The organism is Devosia sp. YR412, from assembly GCF_900110945.1.
Lineage (GTDB): Bacteria > Pseudomonadota > Alphaproteobacteria > Rhizobiales > Devosiaceae > Devosia.
In genome coordinates this window covers 872681-888791 of sequence record NZ_FOFL01000002.1, presented here as the reverse complement: position 1 = coordinate 888791, position 16111 = coordinate 872681, and the positions used below count along the sequence as shown (strand labels likewise).

The following is a 16111-nucleotide window of genomic DNA, read 5'->3' as shown; positions in this document are numbered from 1 at the left end:
TTTGTCAGTCAATGGCAATAACGGGAGCCGGACATGGCGACCAGCAGAGCAGTTTCAAAGCGGTTCCTTCCGGCACTCGATGCCGACCGGCATAATCTGCTCGGTCTGGTACTGAGCGCGGCGCTGCCACTGGCGGTTTTTGTCATTGCCAATGGTCTGGCCGAGCTTAATGACATGGTGCCGCTGTTCTTCGCCCCGCTCGGCCTGCCCGGTTGGGTTGGTGCAGCGCTGTATCTGGGCAGCCTGCCGCTGTTCGGCATTGCCCGCTGGATGGTTGCCGCTCGTGGCGACGCCGGCCGCGCCGCGGGCTGGTGGGTGGTGGCGCTGATGGCTGGTACAATTGCCCAGCCGTTTCTGGTCACTCCGCTCGACTCGCTGCTGCTGACCATCCTGTCCTTTGCCATCCTGCTGGTGGGCCTTGGCGCCATGGTGCGCGTGGCCCAGGTTGATCCCAAGGCGGCCGTGGTGATGGCGCCGGGCATGGCCTGGATGGGCTTTTCGGCCTTTGTCGGCCTGAGCTTTGCCGCCGCTTGGGCGCCTCCGTTTGCGGTAACCAATAGCCAGGCTGCAGCCTAGTTACCTCGTGGTGCGTTCTTGCAGGCCGGCGCTTTTGTGGCCATGTGATGGGCAAAGAGGATTTTTTCCATGCCCAAACTGCTGAAAATCGACGTGTTTACCGATGTGGTCTGCCCATGGTGCCTGGTCGGTTCGGCGCGTCTCGATGCGGCGATTGCTGCGCTGCCGGATGATGTCGAGGTGGTGGTCGAAAACCACCCCTTTTATCTCGATCCCAATACGCCTGCCGAAGGCGTCGTGGTGGCGGACATGCTGCGCGAGAAATATGGCAAGGATCCCAAGGAGATGTGGGAGCGGGTCGAGAGCGAGGCCCGCAAGGCTGGCGTCGAGCTGGACCTCAGCCAGCAGCCGCGCATGTTCCCGACCAAGAAGGTGCATACCATCACCCGGCTGGCCAAGCCGCTCGGCGTACAGCACGAATTGGCCAATGCCATCGCCAATGCTTATTTCCTGGAGCATCGCCAGGTCAATGATGACAATGTGCTAGCCGACATAGCGGTCGAGTTTGGCTTCGATCGTGGCGATGCACTCGACGCGATGAATGACGAGAACGAGCTCGCGATCACCGAGCAGCTGGCCAATGACGCGGCGGCGCAAGGTATTCGTGGCGTGCCGTTTTTCGTCTTCGGCGAGAAATATGCCCTCTCGGGCGCGCAGCCGGCCGAGGTGTTCGAAAAGGCGCTGGCGCAGACCATTTCCGAACTCTGAGCCAGCGCGGCTGAACTGGTGTAAACTCCTCGGCGAATCCTTGCCGAGGGCCCACCCGTGAAGCTGTTGCGCCGTATCCTTGTCACCCTGGTCATCGTGGTCTTTGCCGCCTATGCGGGCGTCGTGGGCTATATGTATGTCAACCAGCGGGCGCTGCAGTATGACGCCAAGGGCGAGGTGTTCAACCTTGCCGATGCGGCGCTGCCGGATGCGGAAAATATCGCGGTGCCATCGGGGGATGGCGTGGTCAACGGCTGGTATCAGGCGCCGCGCGCCGGCATGCCGCTGATCGTTTATTACAAGGGCAATTCGGGCAGCTTCACCAAGGAGCACGAGCGCTACGAGCAGTTCGTGGCCGATGGCTATGGTTTTGTCGCGTTTGACTATCGCGGCTTTCCGGCCTCGCCCGGCGTGATCAGCCAGGACGGAATTCTCGAAGACGCCACAACAGTTTACGACTGGGCGGCGGCCAAGGGTGTTCCGATATTGATCTGGGGTCGTTCGCTGGGTTCGGGGCCGTCGACCTATGTTGCCAGCGTGCGTGAGGCCAAGGGCCTGCTGCTCGAAACGCCGTTCCTGTCGGCGGTGACCGTGGCAGGGGAACGCTATCCCTTCCTGCCGGTGGCGCTCGTCATGGCTGACCAGTTTCCGGTGAATGAATGGATTCTGAACGTCGATGAGCCGGTGCTGGTAGCGCATGGCACGGGTGACACCACGATCGACGTCAGCAATGGTGAGCGGGTGCATGCGCTGGCGCCCAACAAGGACGAGTTGTGGATCGAGCGGGGTGCGGGTCACAGCGATCTATGGGACCGCGGCATCTGGGGCCACGCCAAGCCGTTCTTCGAACGGGCCGTTTCCAATTGAGGGCTTGACCTTGCAGCAGGGGAGGGGGCCATGTCGGGCTCCCACCATCTGTTAGCCATTTCATGACCATCTCATCACCAACTCCCATGTCGGCTCGCCGCACAGCCATTGTCGGCGGCCTGATGGTCGCCACGGGTCCGCTCAGCCTCACGCTCTATGCGCCTGCCCTGCCCACACTGGTGCTCGACCTCGGTACGACCGACGCCGGGGGCAAGCTGACGCTGAGCGTCTATTTTGCGGCCTTTGCCATTGCGCAGCTGATCTGTGGGCCGCTGTCGGATCGCTACGGGCGACGCAGCGTGGGGATCGCCTTCTTTCTGATCTATGTGCTGGGGAGCCTGGTCTCGCTGGCGGCGCCGACGCTGGAGGTGCTGTTCCTCGGGCGCTTCATCCAGGGCTTTGGCGTTTCAGCCGGCGTGGCGCTGTCGCGCGCCATGGTGCGCGATCAGTTCACCGGCAGCGAAGCGATCCGCATCCTGACGTTGATCAACCTGATCCTCACCGTGACACCGGCCGTGGCGCCGACATTGGGCAGTGTCATCCTACTGCTCGGCAGCTGGCATCACATGTTCCTCGTCATGGCCGGTTTCGGACTGGCCATCGTGGCGCTGCTCGCCACGGGAGCACGGGAGACGCTTGCCGAGGATGCGCGCATTCCGATCAGGCCGTCGGTGGTGATCGGCAATTATCGCCGGCTGCTGGCTTCGCCGGACTTTTTGCTGCCGTCGCTGCTGCTGGGGCTGGTGTTCAGCGGCTTTCATGGCTTCACCGCACTGCTGCCCTTCCTGCTGATTGACGACATGGGACTGAGCCCGCTGCAGTTTGCCATGGCCATGCTGGTGCAGACGGCGTCCTTCATCTCGGGGAATCTGGTGGTCGGCTATCTCTCGACCCGGGTCAGTTCCAGACGGCTCGTGCTGGTGGCGCTATTCCTGCTGGCGCTCGGCGGGCTGGCATTTGCAGTATTGCCAAACCTGTTTTCCGATTCGGTGCTGGCCATCATGGCGCCGGTGGGCGTGTGGATGCTGGCCCTGGCCTTCGTCAGCCCGACCAGCACGGCGGCAGCCATGTCCGGCTTTGGCAGCATTGCCGGCGCGGCAGGCGCGATGACCGGGTTTTTCCAGGTTGGGGGCGGCTTTGCCGGCTCGCTGGCTGCCGGCATGCTGTGGGGTGACGCGCGGGCGGTGCTGACCATGCTGCTGCCCAGCGTGGCCGTGTTGGCCATTGCGGTCGCATTGATAGATAGACGTCGCGCTCGCAAGGCCTAGGCCCTCGTCACAAGCAGCGGAAGTGGTCGCCACTTCCGCTGGAATCCAGACGTGCAAAAACGCCGCCCCGAAGGACGGCGTTTTCAAATTCTTCTGTCTGGCGCTTAGGTGCGCGGCAGGGCAGCGGCCGGACGGCCGGGCTGGCCGGGACGTGCGGTAGCGGTCGGAGCGGGCAGGCCGCCTTCACGCTGCAGACGCTTGCGAGCCAGCTTGCGGGCGCGACGAACGGCCTCGGCCTTCTGGCGAGCCTTCTTCTCAGAGGGCTTCTCGTAGTAGTTGCGCAGCTTCATCTCGCGGAAGACGCCTTCGCGCTGCAGCTTCTTCTTCAGCGCGCGCAGCGCCTGATCAACGTTATTATCGCGAACGACTACTTGCAAAGGTCAACCGCCCTTTCGAAGCTTGGACATGAGGGTTATGAAATAGCGCCAGAGCCAAAAAGCACCGTCGCCGACCAGCAGAGCCAGTCATCGTGGGCCGCTCTATAGCCCAGCTCTCGGGGCTTGTCCACCATTGCCAAGAGAAAAACCGCGGATTGCGCTATCGGCTCTTGCCCTGTGGACAGTGCAGCGAAACAGTCGGGCCAGATGATTTTGCCGATGGAGTGCCAAAAAATGGCAAGCGACCTGCTGCTGCTGCCCGGATTGATCTGTGACGAGAGGCTGTGGCGCGACGTGATCAGCGGGTTGGATGCGCGCGCCTCGGTCGCCGACCTGACGCAGGACGATTCCATGGTTGCCATGGCGGCGCGGGCGCTGGCCGCTGCTCCGCCCCGCTTTGCCCTCGCAGGGCTCTCCATGGGCGGCTATGTGGCCCTGGAGATCATGCGACAGGCGCCCGAGCGGGTAACGCATCTGGCGCTGCTCGATACCTCGGCACGCGCCGATGACGAAGCGCGGCGGGAGACGAGGCGCAAGGGCATCGAACTGGTGGGGCAGGGCAAGTTCATCGGCGTGTCGCGCGGGTTGTTGGGCAGCCTGATCGCACCACAGCATATGGGCACCGATATCGCGCGCGATGTGCAGGCCATGTCCGAGCGGGTCGGCAAGGAGGCCTATCTGCGCCAGCAGGTGGCGATTCTCGGGCGGGTCGACTCGCGGGCAACGCTGGCGACGATCAAGGTGCCGACGCTGGTGGGCGTCGGGGAGGTCGACAAGATGACGCCGCCCGAGCTGGCCGAGGAAATCGCGGCCGGGATTGTCGGGGCGGAACTGGTGCGGTTTGCCGACAGCGCGCATCTGCCGACAATGGAGAACCCGGCGGCGGTGGTTGAGGCGATGCGGGGATGGTTGGGGCGGTAGCGGTCATACGAGCATCCGCACCTCCACCCGACCCCCTTCGGGGGCCACCCTCCCCACAAAGTGGGAGGGATGAGGCATCGAGTGCGCTGAGCTCTCCTCTCCCTCCCCTGAATGGGGAGGGTGGCTCCGGAGGGGTCGGGTCGGGTGGGGTGATGGCTTGGCACTGCGATGAGATACGAACGCTCTACCGCCGCGTGATCCGGTTCACATGGCCCATCTTGCGGCCGGGGCGGGTTTCGGTCTTGCCGTAGAGATGCGGCTGGGTGTTGCCGTCGAGTTCGGCTGGCACCGTGTTCACTTCGTCGCCGACGAGGTTTTCCATCACCACGTCGGCCATGCGGGCCGGGTCGCCGAGCGGCCAGCCGACGACGGCGCGGATATGTTGTTCGAACTGGTCGGTGAGGCAGACGGCCTCGGTCCAGTGGCCGGAATTGTGCACGCGCGGGGCGATCTCGTTGACCATCAGGGTCGGTCGCTCGCCGGGGATGACGAAGAATTCGACGCCGAGCACGCCGACATAGTCGAGCGCCACGACGATGACCTTGGCCAGCATGGCGGCATGCTTTTCGACGCCGGGCGGGATATCGGCCGGGACGGTCGAGGTGAAGAGGATGTGGTGGCGATGGACGTTTTCGGCGGCGTCGAAGGCACGGACTTCGCCGGAGACGTTGCGGGCGACGACGACGGAGATTTCCTTGTCGAACGGCACGAAGGCTTCTAGCACCAGCGGCTTGGGTTCGAGCTCGGCAAAGGCGGCTGCGGCATCCTTGCGGTCGCGCAGCACGCGCTGGCCCTTGCCGTCATAGCCGAGGCGCGTGGTCTTGAGCACGGCGGGCAGGCCGAGGGCGTCGATGGCCCCTTCAAGGTCATCCAGCGTCTCGACCTTGCGATGCGGCGCGACGGGGATGTTCTTGCCGGCGAGGAAAGCTTTTTCGGCGAGGCGGTCCTGCGAGATGGCCAGGGCATTGGCGCCGGGGCGCAGGGGCTTGCGGGCGGCGAGAAACTCGGCGGTGGCGGCCGGGACATTCTCGAATTCATAGGTGATGACATCGACAGCATCGGCAAAGGCGGCCAGCGCCAGCTCGTCATCATAGGCAGCGATGGTCTTGTGCGGGGTGACCTCGAAGGCCGGGCTCACCGGATCTGGGCAGAAGATGTGGGTGCGCATGCCGAGCTTGCTGGCGGCCAGCGAGAGCATGCGGGCCAATTGCCCGCCACCGAGAATGCCGATCATGCTGCCGGGGGGCAGCGCGGTGAGGTCTTGTGACAAAGGCTTACTCGGTATCGGCGGGGAACAGCGGGACGGAGGCGGTCTGGCGGGCGCGATAGGCATCGAGCCGGTCGGCCAGATCGTCATCGGAAAGGGCGAGGACCGCGGCGGCGATCAGCGCCGCATTGATGGCGCCGGGCTCACCGATGGCCAAGGTGCCGACGGGAATGCCGCCGGGCATCTGGACGATGGAGAGGAGGCTATCCTGGCCGTTGAGCGCCTTGGATTTCACCGGCACGCCAAACACCGGGAGCGGCGTCATGGCGGCGATCATGCCGGGCAGGTGAGCGGCGCCGCCGGCCCCGGCGATGATGACCTTGAAGCCTTCGGACCGCGCATTACTGGCGAATTCCACGAGCCGTTCTGGGGTGCGATGGGCGGAGACGATGCGCGCCTCATATTCCACCTCCAACGCTTCGAGCGTTTCGGCGGCGAGGCGCATGGTGGGCCAGTCGGACTGGCTGCCCATGACGATGGCGACAAGTGGCTTGGTCAACATAGAGCTTGGTCCCTCGAGCTCCACAAAGCGCGCATTTAGCCCAGATTTCGCCACATCTCAAGCCGTGGAACGGCTCAGGCGATGATATCGGGCAGCAAAATATTCTCGAGCTGGACGATGCGATCCTTGAGCGCCAGCTTCCGCTTCTTGAGGCGCTGCAACAGCATGCGATCGGCGACCTTGGATTCGGTCAGCGTATCGATCGCCGCGTTGAGATCGCTGTGTTCCTGGCGTTTCGTGGCCAGCTCGAGCCCGAGCGCGGCTTCCTGTTCCTTGGTGAGCGAAAGCATAGAATCCGACTTAACCCTCACGCCTCAACCTTAGCTCTGGTTAACCGATCACGCGGTGTTTTGCACCAGATTTCCAGAGGCGCTCAAAAGGCGGTCGACAGCACGTGAATTATTTGTGACGATCGATTCGTCCACTAAGCTTTCAAGGAGTTGTCATGACGACTGAAGGGCATATCGCGGCGCTGGAGCGCCGTCATCAGGAGTTGGACCGCCAGATCCAGACCGAGATGCAAAGCACTCGGTTCGACGATCTCGCGGTCGCCGCGCTGAAGCGCAAGAAACTCGAAGTGAAGGACGAAATCTACCGGTTCAATACCACGACACAGTAGGCGGCTTAGAATTTTCGAAGAGGAGAAAGGGTCACAGCAATCGCTGCGGCCCTTTTTTGTTTTTGGCTCTATCCGCCGAAGAAGACCCCACTAGCGCCCTTGTAGACGAGGTAGAGCGACAGGATGAACACCAGCCAATAGGCGATGCGGTAGAACCATTTCATCGAAATGCGGCGGACGAGGAAGATGCCGACCAGCACGCCGACAATGCCGACGGGGATCAGCGCGGCGGAGAGCTGGAGATTGTGGACGTTGAGCTGGCCAAGGAAGAAATAGGGCACCAGCTTGGCAGTGTTGACGATGGCGAAGAACACCGAGGTGGTGCCGGCATAGACGGCGGGCGGCAGGCGCTGCGGCAGGACGTAGATCTGGAACGGCGGGCCGCCAGTGTGGCTGATGAAGCTGGTGAAGCCGGCAAAGCCGCCCCAGAAAGTGCCCCAAGGCTTTGAGGGCGGCAGGCCTTCGAGCTTCTTGCGCAGGGGCAGGATGGCATCAAGGATGAAGAGCAGCGTCACTACGCCGACGAAGAGCAGCACCGCATCGTCGGAGACGAAGGCCCAGAGGAGCCAACCGGCTATCGTGCCGACCGCGGCGCCGGGCAGCATGATGCGCAGGATGCGCCAGTCGACTTCCTTGCGATAGGTCCAGACGGCAAAGGCATCCATGGCCAAGAGCACCGGCAGCATCATGCCGGCGGCGTCGCGGGCGGGCATGACGAGGCTGAGCAAGGGCACGCCGACCATGCCGAGGCTGCCGAGCAGGCCGGCCTTACTGAGACCGACGATCAACACCGCGATCACGGCGATGGCGATGAAATAGGGATCGAAGACGGGCATGGGGGAAGAATCCGGCGCGCGGACGGAGAGCCCGTCTCGGCGAAGGGGACAGAAAAACGGCGCCTCGTGGGCGCCGTTTTGGGAAAACTTTTAGTTGTCGGTGTCGCTCTTGAGCGACTTGAGCTTGGCGAAGACCGAGTCGGCGTCGAAATCGTCCTGCGCCTGTTCGGGGCGGTGGTCGTTGGCGGCGAATTCGTTTTCTTCGCCTTCGACATGGCCGCGCGAGCCGGAACGGGCGAGAGCTTCCTCTGCCGTCATCAGCATCGTGCCTTCTTCGGCCTCATCGGGGCCCGCCGAGCCCTTGGAAGCGCGCTTCACTTCGAGATCGAGGTCGATCTGGCTGCAGAGGCCCAGGGTCACCGGGTCCATGGCGGCGAGGTTGGCGGCGTTCCAGTGGGTGGACTCGCGCACCGAGTCGATGGTCGACTTGGTGGTGCCGACCAGACGCATGATCTGGGCGTCCTTGAGCTCGGGATGATTGCGCACCAGCCACTTGATGGCATTGGGGCGCTCGTTGCGGCGCGAAATCGGGGTGTAGCGCGGGCCCTTGCGCTTGGCGGCGGCAACGCGAACCTTGGGCTCGCTGAGCTTGAGGCGATAAGCGGGATCGGCCTCGGCCTTTTCGATCTCTTCCTTGGTCAGTTGACCATTCTGGATCGGATTGGCGCCCATGATGCCGCCAGCGACGTCGCCATCGGCAATGCCCTGGACTTCGAGCGGATGCAGCGTGCAGAAGGCAGCGATCTGCTCGAACGACAGCGCAGTGTTGTCAACGAGCCAAACGGCAGTCGCCTTGGGCATCAACAGGGGCTGGCTCATGATAAATCTCTCCTGCAGGCGCGGCCGGCTTTCCGCCGAACCGCTCCGCCTCTTTGCTTCATGCTGAGGGGGAACTGGGCTTAATATATGGGTTTGAGGGCTGATCCGCAATGGCAATGTGGGAGTCTTCACCTCTCCTTGCGGTCCGGTGGCTCCCATCACCCCACCCGACCCCTCCGGGGCCACCCTCCCCATTCAGGGCAGGAAAGGAGAGTTCGGCGGACTCGATGCCGCTTATCCCTCCCCCTTGTGGGGAGGGTGGCCCCGAAGGGGTCGGGTGGGGGTAGGTTTGGCCCCAACCTTAATCGTGTTCGCCAAACCCGGTCAGCAGCAGGATCTTGCCGAGATGGCTGCGGGCTTCCATGGCGCGGTGAGCGTCGGGCGCCTGGGCGAGGGGGAAGGTGGTGAGGTTTGGCTTGAGGAAGCCGGGGGCGGCCAGGGCCGGTACCAGGTCGGTGCGGATGCGGGTGGCGATGGCGGCTTTGGCTTGCGGGCTCTGCGGGCGGAGGGTGGAGCCGGAGAGGGTGAGTTGCCTGGCCATGATCGTGCGCAAGGAGATATTGGCGCTGGCGCCGTCGAGGGTCGAGACCTGGACGATATGGCCGCCGCGGGCGGAGGCGGTGATATTGTGCTCGGCCATGGCGCCGCCGATGATATCGAGCACGCGATCGACGCCGCGGCCGTCGGTAAGTTCGAGGGCACGGGTGCCGACGTTTTCCGTGGTGTAATCGATAGTGGCGAAGGCGCCGAGGCTTTTGGCGTAGTTGGCCTTGGCTTGGGATGAGACTACGGCGATGGAGCGGGCGCCGAGAATTTTCGCGATCTGGATTGCGGCCCCACCGATGCCGCCCGAGGCGCCATGCACCAGGACCGTCATGCCGGCTTCGAGCCCCGCCCGCATGACCAGGGTCTGGGTGACGGTGAACCAGGTTTCGGGCAGGGCGGCGGCCTCGGCAAAGCTCCAGCCGTTGGGCATGGGCAGCACCTGACCGGCGGGGACGGCAACATAGTCTGCATAGCCGCCGCCATTGGTCAGGGCCATGACGCGGGCGCCGAGGGACCAATTGGTGACGCCAGCGCCGAGGGCTGCGATTTCGCCTGAGACTTCGAGGCCGGGCAGGGGCGAGGCGCCGGGCGGGGGATCGTAATGGCCGCGGCGCTGGGCGAGGTCGGGTCCGTTGACGCCGGCGGCCGCAACGCGGATCAGCACCTCGCCTGCGGCGGGGACCGGCATGGGCCAGGTCTGGAATTCGAGCCCATCGGGACCGCCGGGGCGGGCGATGGCGACGGCTTGCATCTGGGAGGAAAGGGTCATGGAACCATGCTGGCCGATACGGACTTGCTCTGCAAGCCCATGGGTCTAGACTGGCGGACCACGGCCAAAAGATGGAGGCGCGGATGTTCGACGAGGAAATCAAAAAGCCCAAGGGCCATGAGGTCGGCATGAACATCGATGCGCTGTCGGTCGAAGAACTGGCCGATCGCATCGGACTGCTGGAGGGCGAGATTGTGCGCCTCAAGACGGCGATCGAGGCGCGCAATGCGACCCGCAAGGCGGCGGAGTCGGCGTTCAAGCTGTAGCCTTTTAAGGGAAAAGACAGTCAACGGAAGCGCAAGCGGCAGGGTTAAGAAATCGAGTCCTGTTAACTGCCAATTAATCTCTTGGCGCTAATGTTTCATTATTCAGATTGCTTCTGGATTTTTCAGAGTGGTTTCTCCCTCTGTTTGACGCCTCCCTGTTGACTTCGAGAGCGGTTCTTACCGCTCTTTTTTCTTTCTGGCGTCTGCTTTGCCTTGGTATAGCCCTGTTCTTAAAGCTCTTTTCAGCTTGTCTGGACCACAGGGATGACGCCCCGAGGGTTTGCGCCTAGGATTGGCCCAGCGAACAGGAGCACCCGCTTGAGCGACGTAAACAAGACAGCAGCCATTGCCATCGGCCCCCGCATCGTTGCGTCGGGCGGTTTCGACCTGCTGTATCGCGAAGGCATGAGCCTGATCGAGGACGTCGCCAGCTATCTGGACGGCGAGGGCCGCGCGGATAGCCGGATTCTCAGCCGCGAAGCTTCGTTCCTTTATGCCACCGAAAGCATGCGCCTGACGACGCGGCTGATGCAGCTGGCCTCGTGGCTGCTGCTGCAGCGCGCGGTCAATGAAGGCGAGATTACCAAGGAAAATGCCCGCTCCGAAAAGGAGAAGGTGAAGTTTTCCGCGACCCCATCCGAGCGCGGCGGCCCGGGCTATGACCAGCTGCCACAGGCGCTGCGCGACTATATCGACAAGGGCGACCGGCTGTTCGACCGGGTGATGCAGTTCGATACGCTGGAACGCGGCAAGATGGCGGAGCTCGATCCGGGCATTGCGAACGGGATTGCGGACCAGCTGGCGCGGCTGAAGGCGGCGTTTGGGCGGTAGAGCGCGATCGAGCCTGCTCTAAACTCCCCACATCCACGATGTCACCCCGGCCTTGAGCCGGGGCCCATCCTGAGATTTATCCACGGCCGCAAGGTCGATTGTTCGAACCACCTTGCGGCAGAACAGCCATCTCGAGATGGATCCCGGCTCAAGGCCGGGATGACACCGAGTGTGTGGAAACGCTGAAACAGCTGCCCAGCTTTAGAAAACAAAAAACCCGGCACGAAGGCCGGGCTTTTCGAAAGCTTGCAGAGACCAGCCTTACAGGCCGAGACCCTTGAAGCGCTCCTTGAAGCGCGAGACGCGGCCGCCGCGGTCGAGCAGCTGGCCCGTGCCGCCGGTCCAGGCCGGGTGGGTCTTGGGGTCGATGTCGAGCTGCAGCGTGTCGCCGGCCTTGCCGTAAGTCGAACGCGTCTCGTACTTGGTGCCGTCGGTCATGACCACGTTGATCATGTGGTAGTCCGGATGGGTATCAGCCTTCATCGGTATCGCCTCAAATCAAACGGGCGCCACAGCGCCCGGAGAGCATCTAAAACTTCATGTTGGCGGCTTCATACAGAAGGCGCGCCCGCTGCGCAAGGGCATGGGCGCGGCAATTTCGCACCGGACAAAGCGGTTGCCGCCCTCCTGGCATATGCCTATATCCAAAGCCTCACTGCGGTCCAGCTGTTCTGCGGCCCCAAGCATATGGCGTATCCTCGCGATGACAGACCAGGCCATTCCGGTTCAGGCTGACCCCGAAAAGCTCGCAACCAATCCGGTAATCAACCCGAAGAAGCTGCAGCCGCTGCGCAAGCTGGTGCCGTTTATCCTGCGCTATCCCTTGCGGCTGGTGCTGACGGTGCTGTTCCTTTTGGTCTCGGCTCTGTCGTCGCTGGCGATTCCCTATGTCATGGGCGGGGCGATCGACGAGGGTTTTGTCCAGCAGAATCTCAGCAATGTGACGCGCTACGGCTGGCTGATCGTCGGCATTGCCGCGATCATGGGCCTGGCCAGTGGCGCGCGCTTCTATTTCATCGCCAGCCTCGGCGAAAAAGTGCTGGCCGACCTGCGCGAAGCGGTGTTTGGCCACCTGCTGCGCCTCGACAGCCGCTATTTCGATACCAACCGCGTTGGCGAGCTGACCAGCCGCCTCAATGGCGATGTCGGGGTAATCCGCTTTGCCGTGGCCTCGAGCTTTTCGCTGGCGCTGCGCTCGCTGGTGACCATCATCGGCGCGCTGGTCATGATGATGCTGACCAGCCCGGTGATGACCATTGCCGTCGTCGTGCTGGTGCCCTGTATCCTCTTCCCGCTGATCGCCTATTCGCGGCGGCTGCGCGGCATGTCGCGCAAGACCCAGGATTCGCTGGCCGACCTTTCCGCCATGTCGACCGAAATGCTGGGCGCGACGCGGACCGTCAAGGCGTTCACCCAGGAAGAAACGCAGTCGGGCATCTATAACAGCCACAGCCGCGCCAGCTATCGCGCCGAGGTGAATCGCCTCGGCGCGCGGGCCGTGCTGGTGGGCATGGCGATTTTCCTCGGCACGGCCGCCATTGTTGGCCTGGTCTGGTGGGGCGCGCGTGCGGTGTTCGAGGGCACGGTCAGCGCCGGCGAGCTGACGCAGTTCCTGATCTATGCGCTGATGGCCTCGGGTGCCTTGACCAATGTCAGCGACGTGCTGGGCACATTGCAGCAGGTGGCCGGCGCCACCGAGCGGCTAACCGAAATTCTCGATACCGACGCCGCGATCACGGATCCGGCGTCGCCCAAGCCGCTGCCGACGCCATCGCTGGGCACGGTCGAATTCGATGCCGTGACCTTTGGTTATCAGCAGGCCGGTTTCGAGCGGGTGCTGAGCGGCGTGAGTTTCTCCGTGGCCAAGGGCGAGACCGTGGCGCTGGTCGGGCCGTCTGGCTCGGGCAAGTCGACCATGCTGTCGCTGTTGCAGCGCTTCTATGACGTCAGCAGCGGCGCGATCCGCGTCGATGGCATGGATATCCGCGAGGTTGGCGTCACGCCGCTGCGGCAGCGCTTTGCCTATGTCGAGCAGGAGCCGACGATCTTTGCCGGCACGATCGGCGACAATATCCGCTTCGGCAAGCCCGGCGCCTCGCAGGACGAGGTCGAGGCGGCAGCGCGGGCCGCGCTTGTGCATGATTTCGTCGCCGAAATGCCCATGGGCTACGACACGATGGTGGGCGAGCGCGGCGTGACCCTCTCCGGCGGGCAGAAGCAGCGCCTCGCCATCGCCCGGGCCATTCTCAAGAATGCGCCGATCCTGCTGCTCGACGAAGCCACCTCGGCGCTGGATGCGCAGAGCGAGCGGCTGGTGCAGCAGGCGCTGGAGCATCTGATGCAGGGCCGCACCACGCTGGTCATCGCGCACCGACTGGCGACCATCCGCGATGCCGATACGATCCTGGTGCTCGACGCCGGCCAGATCATCGACCAAGGCACGCATGACGAGCTGGTGGCCAAGGGTGGGCGCTATGCCGAACTGGCGAAACTGCAGTTCCGCGAGGCCTGATTGAGTTTTAGCCATTACCCGTCACTCAGCACTGTTAACCTCGGTGCCTCGGCTCTTGCGTACCCTCTCCCCTGAGGGGAGAGGGGAGGGTGAGGGGTCAGAGGTCCGTTGTGGCCTTGTGCTCTAACCGACCGCTGAACCCCTCACCCGCCTCTGCGCGACGACCTCTCCCCTCAGGGGAGAGGTAAGAGAGGGACAGTGCCTGCGGGGCATTTAGGCCGGGGTCTCGCAAGGCCCGACCCGTGATCGATTTGACGGCAAGATGCCGTCGCCAATCACCCTTCCGTCAGCTTAAACTCGATGCGCCTGTTGCGCCGGAACGCTTCCTCATTCTCCGCCGGATCGAGCGGGGTGAACTCGCCAAAGCCGGCTGCCACCAGCCGGTTGGGCGAGACGCCCTTGCTAACGAGGTAGCGGGCGACCGAGATGGCGCGGGCGGCTGAGAGCTCCCAGTTCGATGGGAAGCGGGCGTTGCTGATCGGGCGGATGTCGGTGTGGCCGTCGATGCGCAGCACCCAATTGATGTCGGTGGGGATTTCCTGCTCGAGCTGCAGGATGGCGTCGGCCAAAGCGTCGAGGTCCGGGGTGCCTTCGGTTGAGATATCGGCCTGGCCGGGGGCGAAGAGCACTTCGGACTGGAAGACGAAACGGTCGCCGACGACGCGGACGTCGGCGCGGCCTTCGAGGATTTGCCGCAGGCGGCCGAAGAAGTCGGAGCGATAGCGCGCGAGGTCCTGTACGCGCTGGGCCAAAGCCACATTGAGGCGGCGGCCGAGGTCGGCGATCTGGGTGCGCGATTCGGTGTCGCGGCTTTCCGAGGCTTCGAGTGCGGTTTCCAGCGCGCCGATCTGCACGCGTAGCGCGGCCAGCTGCTGGTTAAGCAGTGCCACCTGGGCATTGGCCTCGTCGGACAGTTCTTGGGCGGCTAGCAGGTCATCCTGCATAGCGGCAATGGTGGCGTCCTTGTCGCCTAGCCCGGTGCCGATGCCGGCGAGCTGGCTGGTGAGGCTGGCATTATCGGCCTGGGCGCTGCCCAGGGTGGCGGTCAAGGTGGCGATCTGGCTGGTCAAGTCGTCGGAATTGGCGCGTTCGAGCTGGAGGAGGTCGGTCAGTTCGGCGATTTGGCTATTGAGGCGCGACAGCGCCGTGTCGCGGCCCTGCAGTTCCTGGCCGAGGAAGAACTGCGTCAGCATGAACAGCGACAGCATGAAGATGATGACGAGCAGCAAGCTCGACAAAGCGTCTACGAAGCCGGGCCAATAATTGGCCTCCTGCCTGCGGCGGGAACGCGCTCCCGGCATGTTCTAGTTCCGCCGCTCGGTATCGGCCTGCGTCAGCACGGCATCGATCAATTCGCGCAGCTTCTTGTTGGTCTCGCCCTGCTCGTTGATATGCTTGCGCAGGTCGTCCTGCTCGACGCGGATATGTTTGACCAGCCCGTCAATGCCGCGGGCCAGTTCGGCCATGGCGCGAATGGCGTTCTGGCTGGAATCGCGGCTCTGCATGCTGTCGCCGAGCTTGTCGAACATGGCCTGCATTTCCGGACCGCCGGCATTGGCCTGCATGGCCGAGACAGGATGGTCGAGCTCGGTCATTGAGGTCATCCAGTCTTCGAGGTCGGTATAAAAGGCGTTCTGCGCTTGGCTGGTTTGGAGGTCAAGAAAGCCCAGCACAAGCGAGCCGGCAAGGCCGAACAGCGAGGACGAAAAGGCCGTGCCCATGCCGCTGAGCGGGGCCGACAGGCCTTCACGCAGGCTGGCGAACTGGGAGGCGCTATCACCGGCGCTGACGTCGAGCGCATTGATGACGCCGGCAACCGAAGTCACGGTCTCCAGAAGACCGTAGAAGGTGCCCATCAGGCCGAGGAAGACCAGAAGGCCGGTCAGATAGCGCGAGGTGTCCTTGGCTTCGTCGAGCCGATTACCCACCGAATCGAGAATCGAGCGCATCGAGGAGGGCGTAATGACGGCCTCGCCGATCCGCTCGCGCAATATGCCGGCGACGGGAGCCAGCAGGATGGGCGGGCGCACATTGGTGGTGGTGCCGTCCTGCAGGGAATTGACCCACTTCACCTCTGGGAACAGGCGGATGACCTGACGGAAGCTGAGAAAAATGCCGATGGCCAGCGACAGGAAGATCAGCGAATTGATGAAGGGATTGGCCCAGAAGAAAGTGACGATCTGGGTGAAGAGGATGGCCCCGACGAGGCCCACGAGCACCAGGAAAATCAGAATCTTGACGAGGTAAACAGTCGGACTGGCGAGGTGGTAGGGATCGTAGCCTTGCGTCATCTGCTGAACCTTGCCCCTTACGCCAAATCACACTGCGCAGACTAGTCAGCGGAGGCGGGCGGGGCAATGAGAAAGGTTAATGGATGATGGCGGCGTGATGGAGCCCAAACGAAAACCCCCGCGCTCCGGCTGGAGC

Annotated in this window: 19 protein-coding genes; 9 read left to right on the top strand and 10 right to left on the bottom strand. The window is 63.5% G+C overall.

Translation table 11 applies throughout. The features are described from left to right. Positions 1 to 33 precede the first annotated feature (33 nt). The 4 genes from BM045_RS10645 to BM045_RS10630 all read left to right on the top strand — a co-directional run bounded on the left by BM045_RS10645 (position 34) and on the right by BM045_RS10630 (position 3419). Positions 34 to 576, top strand: a complete 543-nt coding sequence (locus BM045_RS10645) for a hypothetical protein (RefSeq protein ID WP_092182935.1) — start codon at positions 34 to 36, stop codon at positions 574 to 576. 69 nt (positions 577 to 645) lie between these two features. Continuing rightward, positions 646 to 1284 (top strand): DsbA family oxidoreductase, encoded by a 639-nt coding sequence (locus tag BM045_RS10640; protein WP_092182933.1) that lies wholly within the window; start codon positions 646 to 648, stop codon positions 1282 to 1284. A 57-nt stretch (positions 1285 to 1341) separates the two neighbouring features. Then, the gene (locus BM045_RS10635) at positions 1342 to 2151 is read left to right on the top strand and encodes an alpha/beta hydrolase (RefSeq protein WP_092182931.1); all 810 of its coding nucleotides are present in this window, start codon (positions 1342 to 1344) and stop codon (positions 2149 to 2151) included. An 86-nt stretch (positions 2152 to 2237) separates the two neighbouring features. Then, entirely contained in the window at positions 2238 to 3419 is a 1182-nt protein-coding gene (locus BM045_RS10630) for a multidrug effflux MFS transporter (RefSeq protein WP_170848465.1), read from the top strand. Between the two features lie 104 nt (positions 3420 to 3523). Here BM045_RS10630 and rpsU read toward each other — a convergent pair whose 3' ends face one another. Next, positions 3524 to 3796, bottom strand: coding sequence for a 30S ribosomal protein S21 (gene rpsU, locus BM045_RS10625; protein ID WP_092182927.1), 273 nt, complete (start codon positions 3794 to 3796; stop codon positions 3524 to 3526). Between the two features lie 234 nt (positions 3797 to 4030). Here rpsU and BM045_RS10620 point away from each other — a divergent pair, with 234 nt between their 5' ends. After that, positions 4031 to 4717 (top strand): alpha/beta fold hydrolase, encoded by a 687-nt coding sequence (locus tag BM045_RS10620; protein ID WP_092182925.1) that lies wholly within the window; start codon positions 4031 to 4033, stop codon positions 4715 to 4717. Between the two features lie 184 nt (positions 4718 to 4901). Here the strand turns inward: BM045_RS10620 and BM045_RS10615 are convergent, their stop codons facing one another. The 3 genes from BM045_RS10615 to BM045_RS10605 all read right to left on the bottom strand — a co-directional run bounded on the left by BM045_RS10615 (position 4902) and on the right by BM045_RS10605 (position 6776). Next, positions 4902 to 5987, bottom strand: a complete 1086-nt coding sequence (locus tag BM045_RS10615; protein ID WP_280139456.1) for a 5-(carboxyamino)imidazole ribonucleotide synthase — start codon at positions 5985 to 5987, stop codon at positions 4902 to 4904. A 4-nt stretch (positions 5988 to 5991) separates the two neighbouring features. Next, positions 5992 to 6486 (bottom strand): 5-(carboxyamino)imidazole ribonucleotide mutase, encoded by a 495-nt coding sequence (gene purE, locus BM045_RS10610; RefSeq protein WP_092182922.1) that lies wholly within the window; start codon positions 6484 to 6486, stop codon positions 5992 to 5994. 74 nt (positions 6487 to 6560) lie between these two features. Further along, the gene (locus BM045_RS10605; protein ID WP_092182920.1) at positions 6561 to 6776 is read right to left on the bottom strand and encodes a YdcH family protein; all 216 of its coding nucleotides are present in this window, start codon (positions 6774 to 6776) and stop codon (positions 6561 to 6563) included. A gap of 155 nt (positions 6777 to 6931) precedes the next feature. Here BM045_RS10605 and BM045_RS10600 point away from each other — a divergent pair, with 155 nt between their 5' ends. Next, a complete protein-coding gene (locus tag BM045_RS10600) occupies positions 6932 to 7105 on the top strand; it encodes a YdcH family protein (RefSeq protein ID WP_092182918.1) in 174 nt (57 codons plus the stop codon). Between the two features lie 68 nt (positions 7106 to 7173). Here BM045_RS10600 and BM045_RS10595 read toward each other — a convergent pair whose 3' ends face one another. The 3 genes from BM045_RS10595 to BM045_RS10585 form a co-directional block, all read right to left on the bottom strand. After that, the gene (locus BM045_RS10595) at positions 7174 to 7941 is read right to left on the bottom strand and encodes a sulfite exporter TauE/SafE family protein (protein WP_092182916.1); all 768 of its coding nucleotides are present in this window, start codon (positions 7939 to 7941) and stop codon (positions 7174 to 7176) included. Between the two features lie 90 nt (positions 7942 to 8031). After that, complete coding sequence (locus tag BM045_RS10590; RefSeq protein ID WP_092182914.1) at positions 8032 to 8760, bottom strand: DUF1013 domain-containing protein; 729 nt, start codon at positions 8758 to 8760, stop codon at positions 8032 to 8034. A gap of 301 nt (positions 8761 to 9061) precedes the next feature. After that, positions 9062 to 10075, bottom strand: a complete 1014-nt coding sequence (locus tag BM045_RS10585; protein WP_092182912.1) for an NAD(P)H-quinone oxidoreductase — start codon at positions 10073 to 10075, stop codon at positions 9062 to 9064. Between the two features lie 83 nt (positions 10076 to 10158). Here BM045_RS10585 and BM045_RS10580 point away from each other — a divergent pair, with 83 nt between their 5' ends. Both BM045_RS10580 and BM045_RS10575 read left to right on the top strand, forming a co-directional pair. Continuing rightward, a complete protein-coding gene (locus tag BM045_RS10580; RefSeq protein WP_092183237.1) occupies positions 10159 to 10341 on the top strand; it encodes a DUF1192 domain-containing protein in 183 nt (60 codons plus the stop codon). 318 nt (positions 10342 to 10659) lie between these two features. Beyond that, positions 10660 to 11172 carry a protease adaptor protein RcdA gene (locus BM045_RS10575; protein ID WP_244522947.1) on the top strand — a complete coding sequence of 171 codons (513 nt, stop codon included), beginning with the start codon at positions 10660 to 10662 and terminating at the stop codon, positions 11170 to 11172. Positions 11173 to 11433: 261 nt separating this feature from the next. Here BM045_RS10575 and rpmE read toward each other — a convergent pair whose 3' ends face one another. Then, a complete protein-coding gene (rpmE, locus tag BM045_RS10570; RefSeq protein ID WP_092182908.1) occupies positions 11434 to 11655 on the bottom strand; it encodes a 50S ribosomal protein L31 in 222 nt (73 codons plus the stop codon). A 220-nt stretch (positions 11656 to 11875) separates the two neighbouring features. Here rpmE and BM045_RS10565 point away from each other — a divergent pair, with 220 nt between their 5' ends. After that, on the top strand, positions 11876 to 13684 hold the full coding sequence (locus tag BM045_RS10565) for an ABC transporter ATP-binding protein (RefSeq protein WP_092182906.1): 1809 nt from the start codon (positions 11876 to 11878) through the stop codon (positions 13682 to 13684). 275 nt (positions 13685 to 13959) lie between these two features. Here BM045_RS10565 and BM045_RS10560 read toward each other — a convergent pair whose 3' ends face one another. Further along, positions 13960 to 14985, bottom strand: coding sequence for a peptidoglycan -binding protein (locus BM045_RS10560; RefSeq protein ID WP_092182904.1), 1026 nt, complete (start codon positions 14983 to 14985; stop codon positions 13960 to 13962). A 3-nt stretch (positions 14986 to 14988) separates the two neighbouring features. Then, complete coding sequence (locus BM045_RS10555) at positions 14989 to 15975, bottom strand: flagellar motor protein MotA (protein WP_092182902.1); 987 nt, start codon at positions 15973 to 15975, stop codon at positions 14989 to 14991. Positions 15976 to 16111 lie beyond the last annotated feature (136 nt).